This is a genomic window from Rubrivivax sp. A210 (genome assembly GCF_904426505.1).
GTDB lineage: Bacteria > Pseudomonadota > Gammaproteobacteria > Burkholderiales > Burkholderiaceae_C > Rubrivivax.
On the sequence record NZ_CAJGBN010000071.1, the window covers coordinates 143,669 to 162,362 of the forward strand.

Annotated in this window: 13 protein-coding genes; 10 read left to right on the forward strand and 3 right to left on the reverse strand. The window is 68.9% G+C overall.

Features of this window, described 5'->3' with window-relative positions; genetic code table 11:
- Positions 1 to 12: 12 nt before the first annotated feature.
- Genes nuoL through JMV16_RS22945 form a run of 3 tightly spaced genes read left to right on the forward strand, consistent with a single transcriptional unit; the run spans position 13 to position 4,842 of the window.
- Positions 13 to 1,899, forward strand: coding sequence for an NADH-quinone oxidoreductase subunit L (gene nuoL / locus JMV16_RS22935; RefSeq protein ID WP_201496646.1), 1,887 nt, complete (start codon positions 13 to 15; stop codon positions 1,897 to 1,899).
- The gene (locus JMV16_RS22940) at positions 1,892 to 3,445 is read left to right on the forward strand and encodes a NuoM family protein (protein ID WP_201496647.1); all 1,554 of its coding nucleotides are present in this window, start codon (positions 1,892 to 1,894) and stop codon (positions 3,443 to 3,445) included. Before nuoL ends, JMV16_RS22940 begins: the two co-directional genes overlap by 8 nt.
- A complete protein-coding gene (locus JMV16_RS22945) occupies positions 3,442 to 4,842 on the forward strand; it encodes an NADH-quinone oxidoreductase subunit N (RefSeq protein WP_201496648.1) in 1,401 nt (466 codons plus the stop codon). Before JMV16_RS22940 ends, JMV16_RS22945 begins: the two co-directional genes overlap by 4 nt.
- A 112-nt stretch (positions 4,843 to 4,954) precedes the next feature.
- Here JMV16_RS22945 and JMV16_RS22950 read toward each other — a convergent pair whose 3' ends face one another.
- Positions 4,955 to 5,188 (reverse strand): type II toxin-antitoxin system RelE/ParE family toxin, encoded by a 234-nt coding sequence (locus JMV16_RS22950; protein ID WP_236580669.1) that lies wholly within the window; start codon positions 5,186 to 5,188, stop codon positions 4,955 to 4,957.
- Between the two features lie 376 nt (positions 5,189 to 5,564).
- The gene (locus tag JMV16_RS22955; RefSeq protein WP_201496650.1) at positions 5,565 to 6,536 is read right to left on the reverse strand and encodes a PEP-CTERM sorting domain-containing protein; all 972 of its coding nucleotides are present in this window, start codon (positions 6,534 to 6,536) and stop codon (positions 5,565 to 5,567) included.
- A gap of 755 nt (positions 6,537 to 7,291) precedes the next feature.
- Here JMV16_RS22955 and JMV16_RS22960 point away from each other — a divergent pair.
- The gene (locus JMV16_RS22960) at positions 7,292 to 8,770 is read left to right on the forward strand and encodes an SDR family oxidoreductase (RefSeq protein ID WP_201496651.1); all 1,479 of its coding nucleotides are present in this window, start codon (positions 7,292 to 7,294) and stop codon (positions 8,768 to 8,770) included.
- Positions 8,771 to 8,780: 10 nt separating this feature from the next.
- On the opposite strand, the gene JMV16_RS22965 is transcribed toward JMV16_RS22960, so the two are convergent.
- Positions 8,781 to 9,257, reverse strand: a complete 477-nt coding sequence (locus JMV16_RS22965) for a Crp/Fnr family transcriptional regulator (protein ID WP_201496652.1) — start codon at positions 9,255 to 9,257, stop codon at positions 8,781 to 8,783.
- A gap of 342 nt (positions 9,258 to 9,599) precedes the next feature.
- Here JMV16_RS22965 and JMV16_RS22970 point away from each other — a divergent pair, with 342 nt between their 5' ends.
- From JMV16_RS22970 to JMV16_RS22995, 6 genes are read left to right on the forward strand one after another with little or no spacing between them, the layout of a single operon-like run.
- Positions 9,600 to 10,466, forward strand: coding sequence for a sulfide/dihydroorotate dehydrogenase-like FAD/NAD-binding protein (locus tag JMV16_RS22970; RefSeq protein ID WP_201496653.1), 867 nt, complete (start codon positions 9,600 to 9,602; stop codon positions 10,464 to 10,466).
- Positions 10,467 to 10,481: 15 nt separating this feature from the next.
- The gene (gene gltA / locus JMV16_RS22975; RefSeq protein WP_201496654.1) at positions 10,482 to 11,987 is read left to right on the forward strand and encodes an NADPH-dependent glutamate synthase; all 1,506 of its coding nucleotides are present in this window, start codon (positions 10,482 to 10,484) and stop codon (positions 11,985 to 11,987) included.
- Positions 11,988 to 12,032: 45 nt separating this feature from the next.
- Positions 12,033 to 13,925: a 2-oxoacid:acceptor oxidoreductase subunit alpha gene (locus tag JMV16_RS22980; protein ID WP_201496655.1), complete on the forward strand. Its 1,893-nt coding sequence runs from the start codon at positions 12,033 to 12,035 to the stop codon at positions 13,923 to 13,925.
- Entirely contained in the window at positions 13,922 to 14,908 is a 987-nt protein-coding gene (locus tag JMV16_RS22985) for a thiamine pyrophosphate-dependent enzyme (protein WP_201496656.1), read from the forward strand. Before JMV16_RS22980 ends, JMV16_RS22985 begins: the two co-directional genes overlap by 4 nt.
- A 14-nt stretch (positions 14,909 to 14,922) precedes the next feature.
- Positions 14,923 to 17,118 carry a ferredoxin gene (locus JMV16_RS22990; RefSeq protein ID WP_201496657.1) on the forward strand — a complete coding sequence of 732 codons (2,196 nt, stop codon included), beginning with the start codon at positions 14,923 to 14,925 and terminating at the stop codon, positions 17,116 to 17,118.
- 28 nt (positions 17,119 to 17,146) lie between these two features.
- Positions 17,147 to 18,541, forward strand: coding sequence for a phenylacetate--CoA ligase family protein (locus JMV16_RS22995; protein WP_201496658.1), 1,395 nt, complete (start codon positions 17,147 to 17,149; stop codon positions 18,539 to 18,541).
- Positions 18,542 to 18,694 lie beyond the last annotated feature (153 nt).

Sequence of the window (18,694 nt, forward strand, 5' to 3'; positions counted from 1 at the left end):
GACGCACGCAACATGCTGACCACCATCGCACTGCTTCCGCTGCTGGGCTTCCTGCTCAACGGCATCCTCGCCACCCGCCTGGGCGGCAACCTCGTCGGCAAGCCCTTCGTCACGGTGGTCGGCTGCGGCCTGCCACTCATCGCCTTCGGCCTCGTCGTGAAGACCTTCTTCGCGCTGCAGGCCGGTGGCTGGGCCCCCATCGTCGAGCCGGTCTACCGCTGGGCCGTGATCGACGGCAGCGCCTTCGAGATCGGCTTCTACTTCGACCGCCTGACCGCGGTGATGGCCCTCATCGTCACCGGCATCGGCACGCTGATCCATGTGTACTCGGTCGGCTACATGGCGCACGACAAGAGCTTCGGCCGCTTCTTCGCCTACCTCAATCTCTTCCTCTTCTTCATGCTGCTGCTGGTGCTGGGGCGTTCGCTGCTGGTGCTGTTCGTGGGCTGGGAAGGCGTGGGCCTGGCCAGCTACCTCTTGATCGGCTTCTGGTTCGACGAGCCGGCCAATGCGCGCGCCGGCAAGAAGGCCTTCGTCACCAACCGCATCGGCGACGCCGGCTTCCTGCTCGGCATGTTCCTGCTCTACCAGACGCTGGGCACGCTGGACATGGACCGCATCAACGCGGCCTTCGGCAGTGGCGCGGCGCCGGCGGTGTCGGCCACCCTGGTGGGCCTGCTGCTCTTCGTCGGCGCCACCGGCAAGTCGGCCCAGATCCCGCTGCATGTGTGGCTGCCCGATGCGATGGCCGGCCCGACCCCGGTCTCGGCCCTGATCCATGCCGCCACCATGGTGACGGCGGGCGTGTATCTCGTGGCACGCATGTCGGGCATCTACGTGCTGGCGCCCGAGGCCTCGGCGGTGATCGCCGCGGTGGGTGTCACCACCGCCTTCTTCGCCGCCACCATCGCCCTGGTGCAGACCGACATCAAGAAGGTGCTGGCCTACTCCACCGTCTCGCAGCTGGGTTTCATGTTCCTGGCGCTGGGCGTGGGCGCCTACGGCGTGGCCATCTTCCACGTCATGACGCACGCGTTCTTCAAGGCCTGCCTGTTCCTCGGCGCCGGCAGCGTGATCCACGCGCTGGGCGGCGAGCAGGACATGCGCAAGATGGGCGGCCTGGCACGGCGCATCCCCATCACCTTCGCCACCTTCGCCATCGCCACCGCGGCCATCGCCGGCATCCCGCCGCTGGCCGGCTTCTGGTCCAAGGACGAGATTCTCTGGTTCGCCTACGCCAGCAGCAGCGGCGGTTCGCAGCTGCTGTGGGTGATGGGCGCGGCCACGGCCCTGATGACGGCCTTCTACATGTTCCGCCTGCTCTGGCTCACCTTCCTCGGCACCTCGCGCATGTCGCACGAGGTCGAGCACCATGTCCACGAATCGCCGCTGTCCATGACCGGCGGGCTGATGCTGCTGGCCGTGCTGTCGGCGCTGGGCGGCTTCATCGCCATCCCGCACTTCCTCGAGCCCCAGCTGCCGCTGCCGCGCCTGAACGAGCACCTCAAGCACCACGAGCACACGCTGCTCATCGTCTCCATCGTGCTGGCCCTGGCCGGTCTGGCGCTGGCGCGCTTCATCTACGGCAGCGGCATGCTGCGCTCCGAGTCGCTGCGCGAGCGCTTCGCCGGCGTGCATCGCTGGCTCACCAACAAGTGGTACGTCGACGAGTTCTACGAGATCCTGATCGGCCGCCCGCTGGTGTGGATGTCCGACATGGTCTTCCTGCGCCTGGGTGACCGCATCGTGCTCGACGGCACGCTCAACGGCCTGGCCGATCTGGGGCGCGGGGGCGGGGGAGTGCTCGCCAGCCTGCAGTCGGGCAAGCTGCACCGCTACGCCTGGTTCGTGATGGCCGGCATCGTCGGCGCGCTGTTCTGGAGCTGGCGCCATGTCTGACGCCCTCATCCTCAACCTGGTCCTCTTCCTGCCACTGGCCGGCGTGCTGGCCCTGCTGCTGGTGCCCGCAAGCAATCCGGGCGCGGCGCGCAGCCTCACGCTGGCGGCGATGGTGCTGCAGTTCCTGCTCACCGCCGTGCTCTACGTCCACTTCGACAGCGCCGCCCCCGGCCTGCAGGCCGAGACCCGCCTGCCCTGGATTGCCGGCTGGGGCGTGAACTACCAGATCGGCCTCGACGGCTACAACATCCTGCTGGTGATGCTGACGGCCTTCCTGGGGCCGCTGGTGGTGGCCGGTTCCTGGACCGCGATCACCAAGGACGTGAAGCTGTTCTACGCGATGGTCTTCCTGATCCAGTTCGCGATGGTGGGCACCTTCGTCGCGCAGGACCTGTTCCTGTTCTACGTGTTCTGGGAAACCATGCTGATCCCGATGTTCCTGATGATCGGCATCTGGGGTGGCGAGCGGCGCATCTACGCCACCATCAAGTTCTTCCTCTACACCGCCTTCGGCAGCATCCTGATGCTGGCGGCGCTGATCTACCTCGTGTGGTCGCTCTACAAGACCACCGGCACGGTGAGCTTCGCCATCGCCGACATCCTGAAGGCACGCCTGCCGCTCGACGTGCAGACCACGCTGCTGGCCGCCTTCGGCCTGAGCTTCGCGATCAAGGTGCCGATGGTGCCGCTGCACACCTGGCTGCCCGACGCCCACGTCGAGGCGCCCACCACCGGCTCGGTGATCCTGGCCGGCGTGCTACTGAAGATGGGCACCTACGGCTTCATGAAGCTGGGCTTCCCGCTCTTCCCCGACGCCACGCAGCTGTACACGCCGCTGCTGCTGGTGCTGTCGGTGGTGAGCATCGTCTACGGCGCCTGCCTGGCCCTGGTGCAGAACGACATCAAGAAGATCATCGCCTACTCCTCCATCAGCCACCTGGGCTATGTGATGCTGGGCCTGCTGAGCCTGGAGATCGTGGGCATCCAGGGCGCGGTGATACAGATGGTCAGCCACGGCCTCGTCGCCGCCGGCCTTTTCCTGATGGTGGGCATGATCTACGAGCGCTGCCACAGCCGCGAGCTGGCGGCCTACGGCGGCCTGGCCAAGCTGATTCCGGTCTACTCGGTCTTCTTCCTCATCCTCACGCTGGCCTCGGTGGGCCTGCCCACCACGAGCGGCTTCACCGGCGAGTTCCTGGCCCTGCTGGGCGCCTTCACCTCGGCCTGGCCGCAATACCAGGCGGGCCATAGCCTGCCGCTGGTGGTGGCGGTCACGGCGGTCTCGGGCGTGGTGCTGGGGGCGCTGTACATGCTGCGCTTCGCGCTCACCTTCCTGTATGGCCCGGCCCAGGCGCCGCACCACAGCGAGGCCCATCCGCTGGCCGACCTGAACGGCCGCGAGAAAACCATCCTGGCCATCCTCGTCGTGGCCGTGTTCGCGCTCGGACTCTTCCCCGACGAGCCCATGCGCAAGACCGAGGGCGCGGCCAAGGCTTATCGAAGCCTGGTGATGACGCCGCGACTGCCTGCTGGGGGTGCGCAATGAACGCGCAAGCCATACTTACCGCGATGCTGCCCGAGCATCTGCTGCTCGCCGGCATCGTGCTGCTGGTCATCCTGGAAATCACCGGCCAGTCGAAACGCGGCGCCCTGCCGGTCACGCTGCTGGCCGTGGCCGCCGCCGCGGTCGCTGCGGCCTGCCTGGCGCTGGCCGGCTATTCGGGCGCGCCCTTTGCAGGCCAGTTCTCGGTCAGCCCGGGCCCGCTGCTGGCCAAGGCCCTGGTGTTGGCGCTGGCCCTGCCGGTGGTGCTGATCGCCGGCAGCGATTTCGGCCCCGAAGGCGAGCACGGCGGCGAGTTCGGCGTGCTGCTGCTCTCGGCGCTCTACGGCACCTGCCTGATGCAGTCGGCCGACAGCTTCATGACCCTGTTCCTGGGCCTGGAGATCATGTCGCTGCCGGTCTATGTGCTGGTGCTGCTGGCCTGGCGTCGGCCGCAGGCGGCCGAGGCAGCGCTCAAGTACCTGGTGCTGGGCGGCGCGGCCTCGGCCACGCTGCTGATGGGCGCCTCGCTGCTCTACGGCGCCAGCGGCTCGCTGGCCATCGCCACCTTTGCCCAGGCCCTGGCCTCCACCGACCCCATGGTGCGCGCCGCCGTCGTGCTGGTGCTGCTGGCCTTCTTCCTCAAGGCGGCCATCGTGCCCTTCCACGCCTGGGCGCCCGATGCCTATGAAGGCGCCAGCGTGCCGGTGACGGCCTTCATGGCGGTCATCGTCAAGGCCGCGGTGATGCTGGCGGCAGTGCGCCTGTTCGGCGACGGCAAGCTGGTCTCGCCGCTGCTGGAGATCGTCGCCGTGCTGCCGCTGGTGAGCATCGTCTGGGGCAACCTGGCGGCGATGCGCCAGCCCAATCTGCGCCGCATGATCGCCTACAGCTCCATCGCCCACGCCGGCTACCTGTTCTATGCCTTCCTGGGCGAACCGGCCGGGCGCCTGCAGGCCGTGGCCTTCTACCTGCTGGCTTACGGCCTGCTGAACCTGCTGGTCTTCACCGCCCTGCCGCCGGCCGCGGACGACGGCGAGCGCGACAAGCTCGACAACCTCAAGGGCCTGTTCCACCGCAACCCCTTCGCCGCGCTGATGATCGGCCTGGCCATGCTCTCGCTGGCCGGCATCCCGCCGCTGCCGGGCTTCGTCGGCAAGTTCCTGATCTTCAAGAACGTCATCGCCGCCGGCTACCCGGTCTATGCGGTGTTGGGCCTGGTGGGCAGCTTCCTGGGCATCTACTTCTACCTGCGCGTGATCCAGTTCATGTTCATGAGCCCGGATGCCGAGGCGCCGGTGGACGGCCCGGTGCGCGGCGTCGCCGTCACCGCCAGCCTGGCCTGCCTGGCCGCCGCCCTGGTGGTGGCGGTGTTCCCGGGCTGGGTGATGGGGCACTGGTAGGGCGCCGAGTCCGTAGAGGCTCGCCGCCCGGGGGGCGCCGCCGTGTGCCGCAAGTGCCCGAGTCGGTGCGGTCGATGCCCGCCCGTCTCTGCCAGGGCATGCATGCCCGCCGTCAGTGACGGCCCTCTTCGCGCTGGAGGCGCAATGCCAGCACGACGACCTTGGACGCGCTGACGATCTCGAAGAGCGCGGCATACCCGGTAGCGCCGAACGGGATGATCAACTCCCGCTGGGCCGGGTTGCCGGCCGCATTGCGGAAGTTGAAGGGCGTGATCGCCAAGCGGTGCTGCGCCGTCGCCCTGACGGCGCCAATGGCCGCCTGGGCGCGGTCAAGGTCTTCGGACATGTCTGCCTGGTCGAGCAGGAAGTCGAAGAGTCGCTCCAGGCCTGGAGCCGACGGTCGTGGCTGGCCGTCAACTGGCATCCCGGCTCAACGAGCCTACAGTCGATGCACGCGAATAGAGAGTACGGTGCGTTGCCGCCAGTCCCGCTCTTGGGGTTGCACGACGGTACAGCGGTCCCATTGTTCGCCCCCTAAGAGTGGCCAAGTCGGCGAGCCGAGGGGCGCCCTTGGTGGCATGTACACAAGTCTTGAGGGCCAAGATAGAACCCGGCCTGTGTCAAACGACCCTCAGACGGCCGCAGAAGCAGCTTGCACAGCCTTGCGAGACCGCAGACAACACCCCACTCCCGCCCTGGCGTCCGCGCCAACGCCCTCGCCTTCAGCAGCGGCGCCGAGCCCGGCGCCCAAAGTGAAGCGCGAGGCCCCCAGCCAACAACATTGCGAGGGACGCGGGCTCCGGCACCGCTGCGGTCGGTGTGGCCATGAATCCATACATGAGATTGGTGCCGTTGTCCGTGAAATAGCCAACCACGACGCCGTCGTCGGAAACATCGGTCGCAACGGGGCTTCTAGCATTCCAGTTGGCCGGAAGAGCCAAGGTCGTGAAGTTGGCACCGTCCTTGACAAAGAGCCCCGTCGATGCCACACCGACAATTTGGCCCTGGTTATTGATACCGAAGCCCTGCGTCCATACCGCACCGGGGGCGTCGAAGAATCCATAGGTGCCATTCTCAAATGTAAAGCCACGCGAAGCCGTTCCGCCTCCGCCGACGAAGCCGACCACCTGCCCGGCATTGTTGATGCCGTTTGCGGCGGTATTAGGCTGCGCTTGTGCGGCGTCAAGCAGCGTGAAGGTGGCGCCGGACTTGACGAAGCCGAGATAATTCGTCGTGTTGGCCCGTCGGTATTGGCCAACCAATTGGCCGGCATCATTGATACCGGTGACCAATGTTTCGTTCGTCGCACCAGGGACGTTTATTGTCGTGTAGCTGCCGTTATCCAGAATGAATCCGTGCCCGCCTGAAGAATTTCGATACGTTCCGACGACGATGCCCGAATTGTTGATGTCATCTCCGAACGTAAAGTTATTGAAGGCCGAGGGAACGTCAAATAGCGTGATGCTGGCGCCCGAGAGTGTGAATCCACGATCAGGGGAAGCCGTCCCGGCGATCACATGGTTGTTGTTGATTCCCGTCGGGAAGAAACTGGTACTCTGCCCGCGTGGATCTTGGAACCTCTTGATGTCGTAGGTCGTGGTTGCTGCGGCAAGGCCGCATCCTGCGAACAGGCCGAGAGCAAGGATGGTGGTGCAGGCATGACGCTGCATTGGGCGCGCATTCGACATTTGCATAGACTCCCTCAGTTGTTCATAAGGTGATTGGCAAGGCTCAGCTCAGAGAGCAGGGCCGTTCACAGAGGTCAGCCTATCGTCTGCAGCGTGATCGCAGCGTGATTGGCAGCTGCGTGCGCAGTTCGCCGTCGAGCCTCCCCCCGCATTTGCGGGGGGAGGCGCCCTTCGAGGACGCGGCTCAGCGGCGGCTTGCCAGCAGGTGAGCGGTCGCGCGCAGCACGTCGCGAGCGTGATCATGTTGAGGCCCAGGCGACTCGCGCGCTCAGCAGCCAATTGGCAGGTCGGAATGCACCGACGCTCATCGCGTTGGAGTGGGCTGCACTGGCGCCATGGATCACTCGTCGGACTGGATCGGCAGGCGCTGGCCGACTGTGAGGAAATTGGATGCCGGCTGCGGCTTACCGTCAGGCCCCCGGCGCACTATTGCGGACGATCAAACAGACAACACCGATACCGGTTGACTCGGTACGCGCGGGAGCCTGTAGCGGTAGCATGCCGCTGACGGAATCGACCCCTTTGTGCTCGGCTGCGGGGCCTGCATCGGGTGCTTGCGGCGGGTCCGACCGGCAGCTTCGGGGCGGAGAGTTCTGGACAGCGTATGGCTCTTCAGGGTCGTCCAGCGCCCCTCACCCCCACCCGACCCTCGCCACCTGTTCGCACCGTCCACTCAATCGTCGACCACCCCCCAAGACCGCACGGCGCCACAGTAGGATGCCCCATCCAGCCCCCCTCGGGCCCACCAGCAGGCGAAGCGGATGACGGATGAATTGAACGGCGGCAAGGTGCTGGTGCTGGGTGCCAGCGGCTATGTCGGCACCCACCTGGTGCCCTTGCTGGCGGCGCGCGGCATGGCCGTGCGGGCCGCGGCGCGGCGGCTCGACGTGCTGCAGGCACGCGCCTGGCCCGGCGTCGAACTGGTGGCCGCCGATGCCCAGGTGCCGGCCAGCCTGGATGCCGCGCTGCAGGGCGTCTCGGTGGCCTACTACCTGGTGCATTCGATGGCCGCGGGGGCGCAGTTTCCGCAGCTCGACCGCAAGGCGGCGGCGCACTTCCGCGATGCCGCGGCGCGCGCCGGCGCGCGCCGCATCGTCTACCTGGGCGGCCTGCTGCCGGCGGGCCACGCCTCGCCCCACCTGGCCTCGCGCGGCGAGACCGGCGAGGTGCTGCGCGCCGGCCCGGTGCCGGTGACCGAGTTGCGCGCCGGCATCGTCATCGGCCCGGGCTCGGCCGCCTTCGAGGTCATCCGCGACCTCGTCTTCCACCTGCCGGCGATGGTCACGCCCAAGTGGGTGAACTCGCGCTCGCAGCCCATCGCACTGGCCGATGTGCTGGAGTACCTGGAGCAGCTGCCGCGCCTCGAAGCCGCGGCCGGAGGTGTGTATGACATCGGCGGCCCCGAGGTGCTGAGCTACAAGGACTTGATGAAGCAGTTCGGCGAGTTGGTGGGCCGCAAGCCGCTGATCCTGCCGGTGCCGGTGCTGACGCCGCGGCTCTCGTCCTACTGGCTCAACCTGGTGACGGCCGTGCCCACCAACGTGGCGCGTGCGCTGATCGAGGGGCTTGAGCACGACGTGCTGGCCGACAACCAGGCCATCCGCGAGCTGATTCCGCTGCCGCTGCTGACCTACCGCGAGGCCGCCCGCGCCGCCTTTGCGGCCGAGAGCGCCCCGGCCCAAGGTGGCGAAGGCGGTGGCGGCCGCTGGACCGAGGGCTCGATGCTCTACCGCCAGAACCGGCCCGATTTCGCCTTCTACGCCAAGCGCATGCAGGCCCAGGCCGTGGCGCACTGCGGCGCCGATGCGGTGTGGGCCGAGGTCTCGTCCATAGGCGGGGCCAACGGCTACTACTTCCTCGATGCGCTGTGGCGCGTGCGCGGCCAGCTCGACCGCGCCGTCGGCGGCAGCGGCCTCACGCGCGGGCGCCGCCATCCGCAGGATCTGGTGCTGGGCGACACCATCGACTTCTGGCGCGTGGTGGCGCTGGAGCCGGGCCGGCGCCTGACGCTGATTGCCGAAATGAAGCTGCCGGGCGCAGCGGCGCTGGGCTTCGAGCTGGTGCGGCTGAGCGAACGCCGCACCCGCATCGTCGTCACCGCCTACTTCCACCCGGCCGGCGTGCGCGGCCTGGCCTACTGGCATGCGCTGACGCCGGCGCATGCGCTGATCTTCCCGGGCCTGGCCGGGGCCATTGCGCGGCGCGCCGAGGCGCGGTCGCAGCGGGCCGCCGCGACCTAGGTTTCGCGGTTCAGGTGCCGGCGCGCCGGGCCTCGGGCAGGTACATGTCCAGCAATTGCACGCGCGTGGCGCGCAGGCGCTCGGACACCACGCCCATCAGGCGCAGCATGAAAGCCATGCCGAACTCGGGATCGGCCTTGAAGGCGGCGAGCAGTTGCTCGCCCTCGAAGGCCAGGGCCGTGACCGGGGCCAGCGCGCGGGCCTGGAAGTGCTTGCCGGCGTTGGGCAGCACGGCCGACCAGTCGAGTTCGTCGCCGGCAAAGAGGGTCTGCACGCGCAGCACGGTGCCGGGCATCTCCAGCTCCAGCGCCACCATGCCCTCGCCCAGCAGGTAGAACACCGAATAGGCGTCGCCCTCGTGGAAGATGATCTGGCCGCCATCGAAATGAACCTGCTTGGCCAGGGCCGCCAGACGCTCGGCGTGTTCGCTGCGGAAGCCGGCGACAAAGGGGTGCTTCTGGAGCACGGGCAAGAGGGACTCGGACATGCTTTCTCCTCGGCGGGCCGCAGGTGTACGGCCCCATCCCGCCGGCCGTGCCGGCGTTTCGTGCCGCGATTCTGCGCCGCGCTACCGCGCCCCCGTTGACCTTGCTCAAGAGCGGGACGAGGCCTGGGCGATGCGGTGCCACCGCCCCGGATTTCATCTGGATCAAGGGCGACGCAATGACGCACCGGCCCGCCCTGCGCCCCCGGTTCGCGCTTGATCTAACGCAAGCGCCACAAGGGGCACGCCGCTACTCTGGCCGCCGATCACACATCGTGCGGCCAAGGCCCCGGTGACCCCTCAAGAGGCCACGCCGGCGCAGCGCCGCCACGCAAGGGGACATGCATGGCTGAATTCGAGATCGTCGCACGCGCCGATTTTTCCGACGTCACCTACCTGCTTGAGGTGCGCCACCCGCAGATGGCCCGCGCAGCCCGGCCCGGGCAGTTCGTGATCGTGATGGAGCACGAACACGGCGAGCGCATCCCGCTCACCATCGCCGACTTCGACGCCGCCAAGGGCACCATCACCCTGGTCATCCAGGCGGTCGGCAAGACCACCAAGGAGATGCAGCAGAACTGCCGCGTCGGCACCCATCTGCACGCCCTGGTGGGCCCGATGGGCATCCCCAGCCACATCGGCAAGGCGAAGAAGGTGGTCTGCGTCGGCGGCGGCCTGGGCGTGGCGCCCATCTACCCGCAGGCCCGCGCCTACAAGGACAGCGGCGCCTACGTCATCGGGGTGCTGGGCTTTCGCAACAAGGGCCTGATGTTCTGGGAAGACAAGTTCCGCGCCTGCTGCGACGAGCTCATCGTCTGCACCGACGACGGTTCGGCCGGCATCAAGGGCCTGGTCACCGAAGGCATCAAGCAGGCCGTCTCGGCCCATGCCGACATCGACGAGGTGGTGGCCATAGGCCCGCCCATCATGATGAAGGGCTGCAGCGACACCACCCGCCCCTTCGGCATCAAGACCATGGTGAGCCTGAACCCGGTGATGGTGGACGGCACCGGCATGTGCGGCGGCTGCCGCGTGAAGATCGGCGACGGCATCAAGTTCGCCTGCGTCGACGGCCCCGACTTCGACGGCCACCAGGTCGATTTCGATGACCTGATGGCGCGCCTGGGCCGCTACAAGCCCACCGAGAAGGCGGCGCTGCAGGCCTGGCAAGACAGCTGCCGCCTGCGCGGCGGCGCTGGCCACGAACACTGAGCGAGGCGCACGACCATGGCCAAGAAGAAGACCATCCGCAGCATCCCGCAAGACCGCACGCCCATGCCCGAGCAGGCACCGGAGGCGCGCGTCAAGAACTTCGACGAGGTGGCCTGCGGCTACCGCCTGGAAGACGCCCTCGTGGAGTCCGAGCGCTGCCTCGACTGCGCCGACCAGCCCTGCGTGCGCGGCTGCCCGGTGGGCATCGACATCCCGGCCTTCATCAAGAAGATCGCCGACAAGAACTTCCACGGCGCCTACGACGTCATCACCGACACCAACCTGCTGCCCAGCGTCTGCGGCCGCGTCTGCCCGCAGGAGAACCAGTGCGAGGGCGTGTGTACGGTGGGCGAGAGCCTGGAGCCGGTGGCCATCGGCCGGCTCGAGCGCTTCGTCGGCGACATGGCCATCGCCGAGGGCTGGACCAACATCCCCTACATCGAGCGGCAGCGCTTCAAGATCGGCATCGTCGGCTCGGGCCCGGCCGGCATGGCCTGCGCCGCCGACATGGCCAAGGCCGGCTGCGACGTGACGGTCTACGAGGCCTTCCATGAGCCCGGCGGCGTGCTCAAGTACGGCATTCCCGATTTCCGCCTGCCCAACAGCGTGGTCGACGTCGAGATCGGCAAGCTGCGCCAGCTGGGCATCAAGTTCGAGAACAACACGCTCGTGGGCCGTCTCTTCACGATCGAGCAGATGCTCTCCGAGATGGGCTTCCACGCCGTCTTCGTCGGCACCGGCGCCGGCTATCCCAGCTTCATGGGCATCCCCGGTGAATCGCTGGGCGGCGTGCTCTCGGCCAACGAGTGGCTGACGCGCTGCAACCTGATGCGCGGGCGCGATTTCCCCAGCTTCGACACCCCGCTGCAGCCGGGCAAGCGCGTCGCCGTCATCGGCGCCGGCAACACCGCGATGGACGCCATGCGCGTGTCGCTGCGGGTGGGCGCCGAGAAGGTCTATTGCGTCTACCGCCGCAGCGCCGCCGAGGCGCCGGCGCGGGCCGAGGAGATCCACCACGCGCAGCAGGAAGGCATCGAGTTCCTCTGGCTCACCAGCCCGCTCGAACTGCTGGGCGACGACAGCAAGAACGTGCGCGCGATGCGCTGCGAGCGCATGGAGCTTGGCGAGCCCGACGCCTCGGGCCGGCGCAAGCCGGTGCCGGTGGCCGGCAGCGAATTCGAGCTCGAGACCGACATGGTGGTGTTCGCCATCGGCACCAATGCCAACCCCATCCTGGGCCAGACCTCGGGGCTCAAGCTCAACAAGCGCGGCTACATCGCGACCGACGAGAACCTCGCCACCTCGATGGCCGGCGTCTATGCCGGCGGCGACATCGTCACCGGCGCCGCCACCGTGATCATGGCCATGGGCGCCGGCCGCAAGGCGGCGCGCGGCATGAAGGCCTTCCTCGGCCTGCGCGACACCGCGGCCGTCTACACGCCGGCCGCCGCCGACGACCCCGTGGCCCGGATCTTCGGCATCGACCGCCGCGAACGCGGCTTTGCGCGGGTGCACCTGTAGCGCGATGCGCGCACCACACCCCGCCCGAGAACACTTGGAGACAGCATGAACGACAGCAGCGTCCTCGAACGCCCGGCCGCGGCCCGCGCCGCCACCGTCCTGGCCGAGCACATCGTCGAGGTCATCAGCGATTCCGGCGAAGGCGCGCAGCGCTGCGGCCAGAGCCTGGCCGCCATCGCCGCGCGCATGGGCAACGGCATCTGGACGACCGAGATCATCCCGGCCGAGATCCAGCCGCCAGCGCGCAGCGTGGCCGGGGCCAGCGGCATCCGCATCCGCATGGGCACCAGCCGCGTCACCAATGGCGGCGACGACACCGACCTGGTGGTGGCCTTCAACGAGCAGGTGCTGATCGGCCGCGTGCAGGCCAAGGAGCTGAAGCCCGGCGCCACCATCCTGCTCGAGAGCATGTGGGCCAAGCACCGCGACCCGGCCGTGGTGGCCAGCTACAGGCAGACCGTGGACTCGCTGCGTGCCGACGGCTACGACGTGCACGAGGTGCCGCTGGAAGAGCGCTGCAAGGAACTGGTGAACGACCCGCGCAAGGGCAAGAACATGTTCGTTCTGGGCCTGCTGTGCAATCTGTACGGGCTGGATCCGCAGCTGGCGCGCGACCAGATCGCGCGCATCTTCGGCAAGAAGGACGACAAGGTCATCAAGCAGAACGTCGCCCTCTACGAGGCCGGCGCCGCCTGGGGCGAGGCGAATCTGCCCTTCAAGTACCGCATCCCGGCGAACAAGTCCACCGAGGCGCAGATCGTCATCAACGGCAATACCGCCGTCGCCCTGGGCGTGATGGCCGCCGGCATGGACATCTGCGCCATGTACCCCATCACGCCGGCCACCTCGGCCTCGCACTACCTGAGCGAGGCCTTCGAGAAGGTGGGCGGCCTCGTGCACCAGGCCGAGGACGAGATCGCCGCCTGCGCCTTCGCGGTAGGTGCCAGCTACGCCGGCAAGTGCGCCGTCACCATCACCTCGGGCCCCGGCTATTCGCTCAAGCAGGAAGTCATCGGCCTGGCGGTGATGGCCGAGATCCCGCTCGTCATCGTCAACGTGCAGCGTGGCGGCCCCAGCACGGGGCAGCCGACCAAGGTGGAGCAGGGCGACCTGCTCAGCGCCATCTACGGCAGCCACGGCGACGCGCCCAAGGTGGTGCTGGCGCCCAACGGCATCGAGGACTGCTTCTACTCGATGATCACGGCGCGCAAGATCGCCGAGACCTTCGGCATGGTGGTGGTGGTGCTCTCCGACGCCAGCCTGTCCACGGCCCAGCAGCCCTTCGCAAGGCCGCAGTTCAGCGAGGACTGGTTGGCCCCGCCGGTCGACCAGACCCCGGTGCCCGCCGGCGGCAAGCCCTATGACTGGGATCCGATCACCGGCCTTTCGCGCCGCTTCCAGCCGGGCCAGCCCGGCGGCATGCACACGCTCACGGGCTTGGCGCACGACCGCAACAGCAAGGTCGCCTACGACCCCGCCATCAACGAGGAAGGCCTGCGCATGCGCAGCCTGAAGCTGGCGGCGCTGCAGAAGACGCTGGCGCCGCCCACCGTCTTCGGCGGCAACGACGGCGACCTGCTGCTGGTGGGCTGGGGCAGCACCATGGGCGCCATCGAAGAAGCCGTGACCCGGCTGCGCGGCGAGGGCCTCGCGGTCAGCTCCATGCACCTGCGCTTCATCCAGCCGCTGCCCTCGGGCATCCGCGAGATCTTGAAGCGCTTCGCCAAGGTGATGACGATCGAGGGCAACTGGTCCGACAAGCCCGAAGACGAACTCATCGACGAAGACAACCGCCGCTATTCGGCGCTGGCGATGATGCTGCGCGCACGCTTCCTGGTCGACATCGACTGCTGGAGCGAGGCCCGTGGCCGCCCCATCAAGCCCGCCGACATCTGTGGCGTCGCGCGCAAGGCCCTGCAAGGAAAGGCGAAGTCATGAGCCGCTCATTGAACAGCTCCGTCATCAGGCTCCACGAGGAGCACCATGCACTGGAAGACTACCAGGGCGGTGTGCCGCGCTGGTGCAACGGCTGCGGCGACAACGCCATCCTGGCCGCCATGCAGCGCCTGTGCAGCGACGAGAACCTGGCGCCGGAAAACACCGTCTTCGTATCGGGCATCGGTTGCAGCAGCCGCCTGCCGCACTACATGAAGACCTATGGCTTCCACAGCCTGCACGGCCGCGCCTTCCCGGTGGCCGAGGGCATCAAGATGGCGCGGCCCGACCTCAATGTCTTCGTCAGCACCGGCGACGGCGACTGCTGCAGCATCGGCGCGGCGCACTGGATCCACGCGCTGCGCTACAACATGAACATCACCGTGGTGCTGCACGACAACCATGTCTACGGCCTCACCAAAAAGCAGGCCTCGCCGACCAGCCCGCGCGGCCTGAAGAGCAACACCACGCCCTATGGCGCCACGCTGGAGCCCATGAACCCGCTCACGGTGTCGCTGGGCGTGCAGGGTGCGTCCTTCATCGCCCAGGCCGTGGACTGGGTGCCCGAGGTGCTGTACGACATCCTCAAGGCCGCCTACCGCCACCGCGGCTTCAGCTTCGTGCGCGTGCTGCAACGCTGCCCCGAATTCATGCCCAAGGCCTTCGACCCCTGGCTGCACGATCCGCAGCGCACCCAGATCCTCACCCACAAGGACGGCCTGCAGCTGAGCCCCAGCCTGTCCAGCGCCTACCGCAACCAGCTCGCCCACGACCCGGCCGACATCGACCGCGCACGCGAGATCGCGTCGATGGACGACCCCATCCCCGTGGGCATCCTCTACCGCAACGCTGGCGCGCCCTGCTACGAAGACCTGCGCCACGCCGGCACCCTGCGCAGCCCGGCGGCCATACGCGCCGGCCTCGACCGTGAACTCGACAAGTTCACCTTCTGGCCCGAAGGCGCCGAAGCCGCGGCCGCCGACTGAAGAAGACCGCCGCGATGGACACGCAAGCCAAGCCGCAAGACCAGCTGGTCTTCCACCTCAGCGGCCGCCGCACCGGCGACGCCCTGACCGCGATCGACGGCCTCGATCTGCGCCCCGCCCTGCTCGCGCCCTACCGCGACATGGGCGCGCTGCGCCATGATTTCCCCCTCGTGCTGGCGGCCAGGCCGGCCAGCCAGGGCTATGCCCAGACGCTGGCCGACATGGTCGACGCGGTGCTCGCCGCGGTCGCGCCGCGCGGCATCGAAGGCGAACGCCTGCGCCGCCACGCGCTGCAGGTCGAGACCGAGGTGCGCCGCGCCGTCGATGCCGGCGCCGAAGGCACACTGGCCGAGCTGTGGCGAGCCGCCGCGCTGCGCGTCGCCGAGGGCTCGGGCAGCCTCGACGAGACCCTGCAGCAGGTGCTCGAACTCACCGGCGGCGCGCTGCGCGGCGACGGCGCCGTGCTCGGATGCAATGCCGCGATGCCGGCCCAGTTGCTCACGCACGCCTGGCGCCACGCCCAGCGCGCCAAGGCCAAGCGCTTCCGCACCGATCTCGCGCGCCTGGTGCAAAAGCTCTCCGACATCCTGCGCGCCGCCTACAGCCATTCGCAGGCCGGCCGCGCGCCTCAGGCCCTGCGGGCTGCTGTCGGCGGCCCGCACCGCGACCAGTTCGATTTCTCGGCGCTGTCGCGCGTGGTTGGCAAGGGCGCGCCGCGCGACGAGCTGCCTGCCGCGCGCCGCGCCCGCCTGGTGCGCACCCTGGGCGTGCTCGAGGCCCAGCGCTTCTGGCCCCAGGACGACGACGAACCCGGCGCGGACGTGCTGGGCTTTGCCTTCGACAACTGCGACGCCGCCGCCAACGCCTTCCGCGAGCGGCTCGAAGATCTGACCCAGCTCGTCAAGGCCCTGGCCATCGCCGAGCTTGAAGTGCGCGGCGCCTATGTCGAGTCCGAGCACGCGGCCTTCTTCGACGCCTTCGACGCCCATGCCCTGACCACCGACGACCTGGCGCGCTTCCCCGACTACCTGGTCTGCATCCCGCCCGAGCGCAGTGACGCGCCCGAAAACGCCAGCCTGCTGGAGATGCTGTCCTCCGGCCTGCCAGTCAAGGTGCTGGTACAGACCGGCGACCTGCTCGAAGACTCGTCCATAGGCACGGGCCGCTTTGCCTTTGGCGTGCGCAGCGCACGCCTGGCCACCACGGCCATGGGCCTGGGCGGCATGTTCGTGCTGCAAGCCGCCAGCAGCAGCCTGCACACCCAGCGCGAGCGCATCGCCCAGGGCCTGGCGGCTTCAGGCCCGGCGCTGTTCAGCGTCTATGCCGCCACCCGGCCCGAAGACCTGAGCCTGCCGCCCTACCTGGCCGGCGCGGTGGCCACGCATGCGCGCGCCTTCCCCAGCTTCTGCTACGACGCTGCGGCGGGCGGCAACTGGGCGAGCCGCTTCACACTGGCCGACAACCCCCAGCCCGATGCCGACTGGGCCGTCGAGACGCTGGAGTACGCCGACGACAAGCTGCAGCGCGTGCGCGAGCACATCGCCTTCACCTTTGCCGACTTCGCGCTGGCCGACCGCCGCCACGCCGGCCACTTCGCCCTCGTGCCGCGCAGCCACTGGGGCAGCGAGATGCTGCCGGCCGCCGACTGGCTGGCCCTGCCTGAGGCCGAGGCGGCGCAGCGCGTGCCCTATCTGCTGACGGTGGACGCGCAGGACAAGCTGCAGCGCGTCATCGTCGACGCGCGCCTGATGCAGGCCGCGCGCCGCTGCCAGCTGCTGTGGCGCCGCCTGCAGGAGCACGCCGGCATCAACGATTCGCATGCCGTGCGCCTGCTGGCCGAGCGTGAGGCCCAGGCTGTGGCAGCCGCTGCTGCGCCCGTGGCCGCAGCGCCCGCAGCGGCACCGGCAGCCAAGCCGGCCGCCGACGCAGGCACCGCCGCCGAGGCCGCCCCCGCGCGCTCGCGCGACGAGGCCTGGATCGACACGCCGCGCTGCCCCAGCTGCAACGAATGCCAGCTCATCAACGACCGCATGTTCGGCTACGACGAGCGCAAGCAGGCCTTCATCAAGGATCTGGCGGCCGGCAGCTACCGCCAGCTGGTCGAGGCGGCCGAGAGCTGCCAGGTCGCCATCATTCACCCCGGCAAGCCGCGCGACCCCAACGAGCCCGGGCTCGAGGAGTTGCTGGCGCGAGCCGAGCCCTTCCGCTGAGCATGGACGCGCCCGCGGCACGCGCTGAATGAGCGTCCGTCCGGCGCCGCCCTTCGACGTCTGGGCCTGGACCCAGTGCCAGGCCGAGACATGGTCGGCGGCGCTCGACCCGGCCGGCCGCGGCCGGCAGCTCGCCGCGCTGAGGCTGGAGCGCCTGATCGCCGCGGCCCAGGCCGGCTCGCCGCTGTACCGCCGCCACGCGAGCGGCGCACGCGCGCTGGCCGATTTCGAGCCAGTGTCCAAGAAGCTGCTGATGGCGCAGTTCGACGACTGGGCCACCGACCGCCGCATCACGCGCGGGGCGGTTGACGCCTTTGTCGCCGACCCCGCCGCCATCGCCGACGGCTGGCTGGGCCGCTACCTGGTGTGGACCAGCTCGGGCACCAGCGGCGAGCCCGGCGTCTTCGTGCAGGACGGCGCCAGCCTGGCCGCCTACGATGCCATCGACAGCCTGCGCCTGCGCGCGGTCGGCCGCAACCCGGTGCCGCTGGGTGCCTGGGGCATGGGGCGCTGCTTCGCCTTCCTGGGCGCCACCGGCGGCCACTTCGCCGGCCATGTGAGCATGGAACGCCTGCGCCGCCTGGCGCCACCGCCCTGGGCGCCACGCGTCGAGCTGCTCTCGGTGCTGGAGCCGCTGCGCGAGCTGGCGGCAAGGCTGCAGGCCCTGCAGCCCGATGTGTTGATCACCTATCCCAGCGCCGCCAGCGCATTGGCCCGCCTGCAGGCCGCAGGCACGCTGACGCTCAAGCTGCGCGAGCTGTGGCTGGGCGGCGAGCAGCTGTCGGCTGCGCAGCGCGAGCTGGTGCGCGGTGCCTTCGGCTGTCCGGTGCGCAACAGCTACGGTGCCTCGGAGTTCTTCTCGATGGCCTTCGAATGCAGCGAAGGCCGGCTGCACCTCAACGACGACTGGGTCATCCTGGAGCCGGTGGACCGCCATCTGCGGCCGGTGGCGCCCGGTGAGGAATCGCACACCACCCTGCTCACCAACCTGGCCAACCGCACCCAACCGCTGCTGCGCTACGAGCTCGCCGACCGCGTGCGCTTTACCTGCGAAGCCTGTTCCTGCGGCAACGCCTTTCCGGTCATCGAAGTGCAGGGCCGCGCCGACCACACGCTGGAGCTGCCCGGCCGCGACGGCCGCGCGGTCACCATCCTGCCGCTGGCGCTGGAAACCGCCATCGAGGAGGAGGCCGGGGTAACGCTGTTCCAGGTGCTGGACCGCGGTGCCGCCGGCATCGAGCTTCGTTTCGAGGCCGGCGTTGCCGACCCGCGCGCCGCCTTTGCCGCCTGCCGCAAGGTGATGCTGGCCTTCTTCGCGCGCCATGGCGCACTGCCGGTGCGCATCAGCCAGGGCAAGGCGCCGCCGCGCCAGCAGGCGCGCAGCGGCAAGGTCAGGAGAGTGCTGGTCGACGCTGGCGATTGAAAGCGCGGGAAGGGGCTGGGCCAGCGACACGGCCTGCGTTGCCGGGCCGCATTCGTCCGCGAATATAGGGATGGATTCACCCAGGGAATCGCTCATGAATCCGCCCCCGCTACAGGCCGAGGCATAAGCTGCCCGTCTTGCACGCTGGCACCC

What these genes read in the sequence shown, in the direction of transcription:
- nuoL (WP_201496646.1), top strand. Translation starts at nt 13, where the DNA reads ATGCTGACCACCATCGCACTGCTTCCGCTGCTGGGCTTCCTGCTCAAC.
- JMV16_RS22940 (WP_201496647.1), top strand. Translation starts at nt 1,892, where the DNA reads ATGTCTGACGCCCTCATCCTCAACCTGGTCCTCTTCCTGCCACTGGCC.
- JMV16_RS22945 (WP_201496648.1), top strand. Translation starts at nt 3,442, where the DNA reads ATGAACGCGCAAGCCATACTTACCGCGATGCTGCCCGAGCATCTGCTG.
- JMV16_RS22950 (WP_236580669.1), bottom strand. Translation starts at nt 5,188, where the DNA reads ATGTCCGAAGACCTTGACCGCGCCCAGGCGGCCATTGGCGCCGTCAGG.
- JMV16_RS22955 (WP_201496650.1), bottom strand. Translation starts at nt 6,536, where the DNA reads ATGCAAATGTCGAATGCGCGCCCAATGCAGCGTCATGCCTGCACCACC.
- JMV16_RS22960 (WP_201496651.1), top strand. Translation starts at nt 7,292, where the DNA reads ATGACGGATGAATTGAACGGCGGCAAGGTGCTGGTGCTGGGTGCCAGC.
- JMV16_RS22965 (WP_201496652.1), bottom strand. Translation starts at nt 9,257, where the DNA reads ATGTCCGAGTCCCTCTTGCCCGTGCTCCAGAAGCACCCCTTTGTCGCC.
- JMV16_RS22970 (WP_201496653.1), top strand. Translation starts at nt 9,600, where the DNA reads ATGGCTGAATTCGAGATCGTCGCACGCGCCGATTTTTCCGACGTCACC.
- gltA (WP_201496654.1), top strand. Translation starts at nt 10,482, where the DNA reads ATGGCCAAGAAGAAGACCATCCGCAGCATCCCGCAAGACCGCACGCCC.
- JMV16_RS22980 (WP_201496655.1), top strand. Translation starts at nt 12,033, where the DNA reads ATGAACGACAGCAGCGTCCTCGAACGCCCGGCCGCGGCCCGCGCCGCC.
- JMV16_RS22985 (WP_201496656.1), top strand. Translation starts at nt 13,922, where the DNA reads ATGAGCCGCTCATTGAACAGCTCCGTCATCAGGCTCCACGAGGAGCAC.
- JMV16_RS22990 (WP_201496657.1), top strand. Translation starts at nt 14,923, where the DNA reads ATGGACACGCAAGCCAAGCCGCAAGACCAGCTGGTCTTCCACCTCAGC.
- JMV16_RS22995 (WP_201496658.1), top strand. Translation starts at nt 17,147, where the DNA reads ATGAGCGTCCGTCCGGCGCCGCCCTTCGACGTCTGGGCCTGGACCCAG.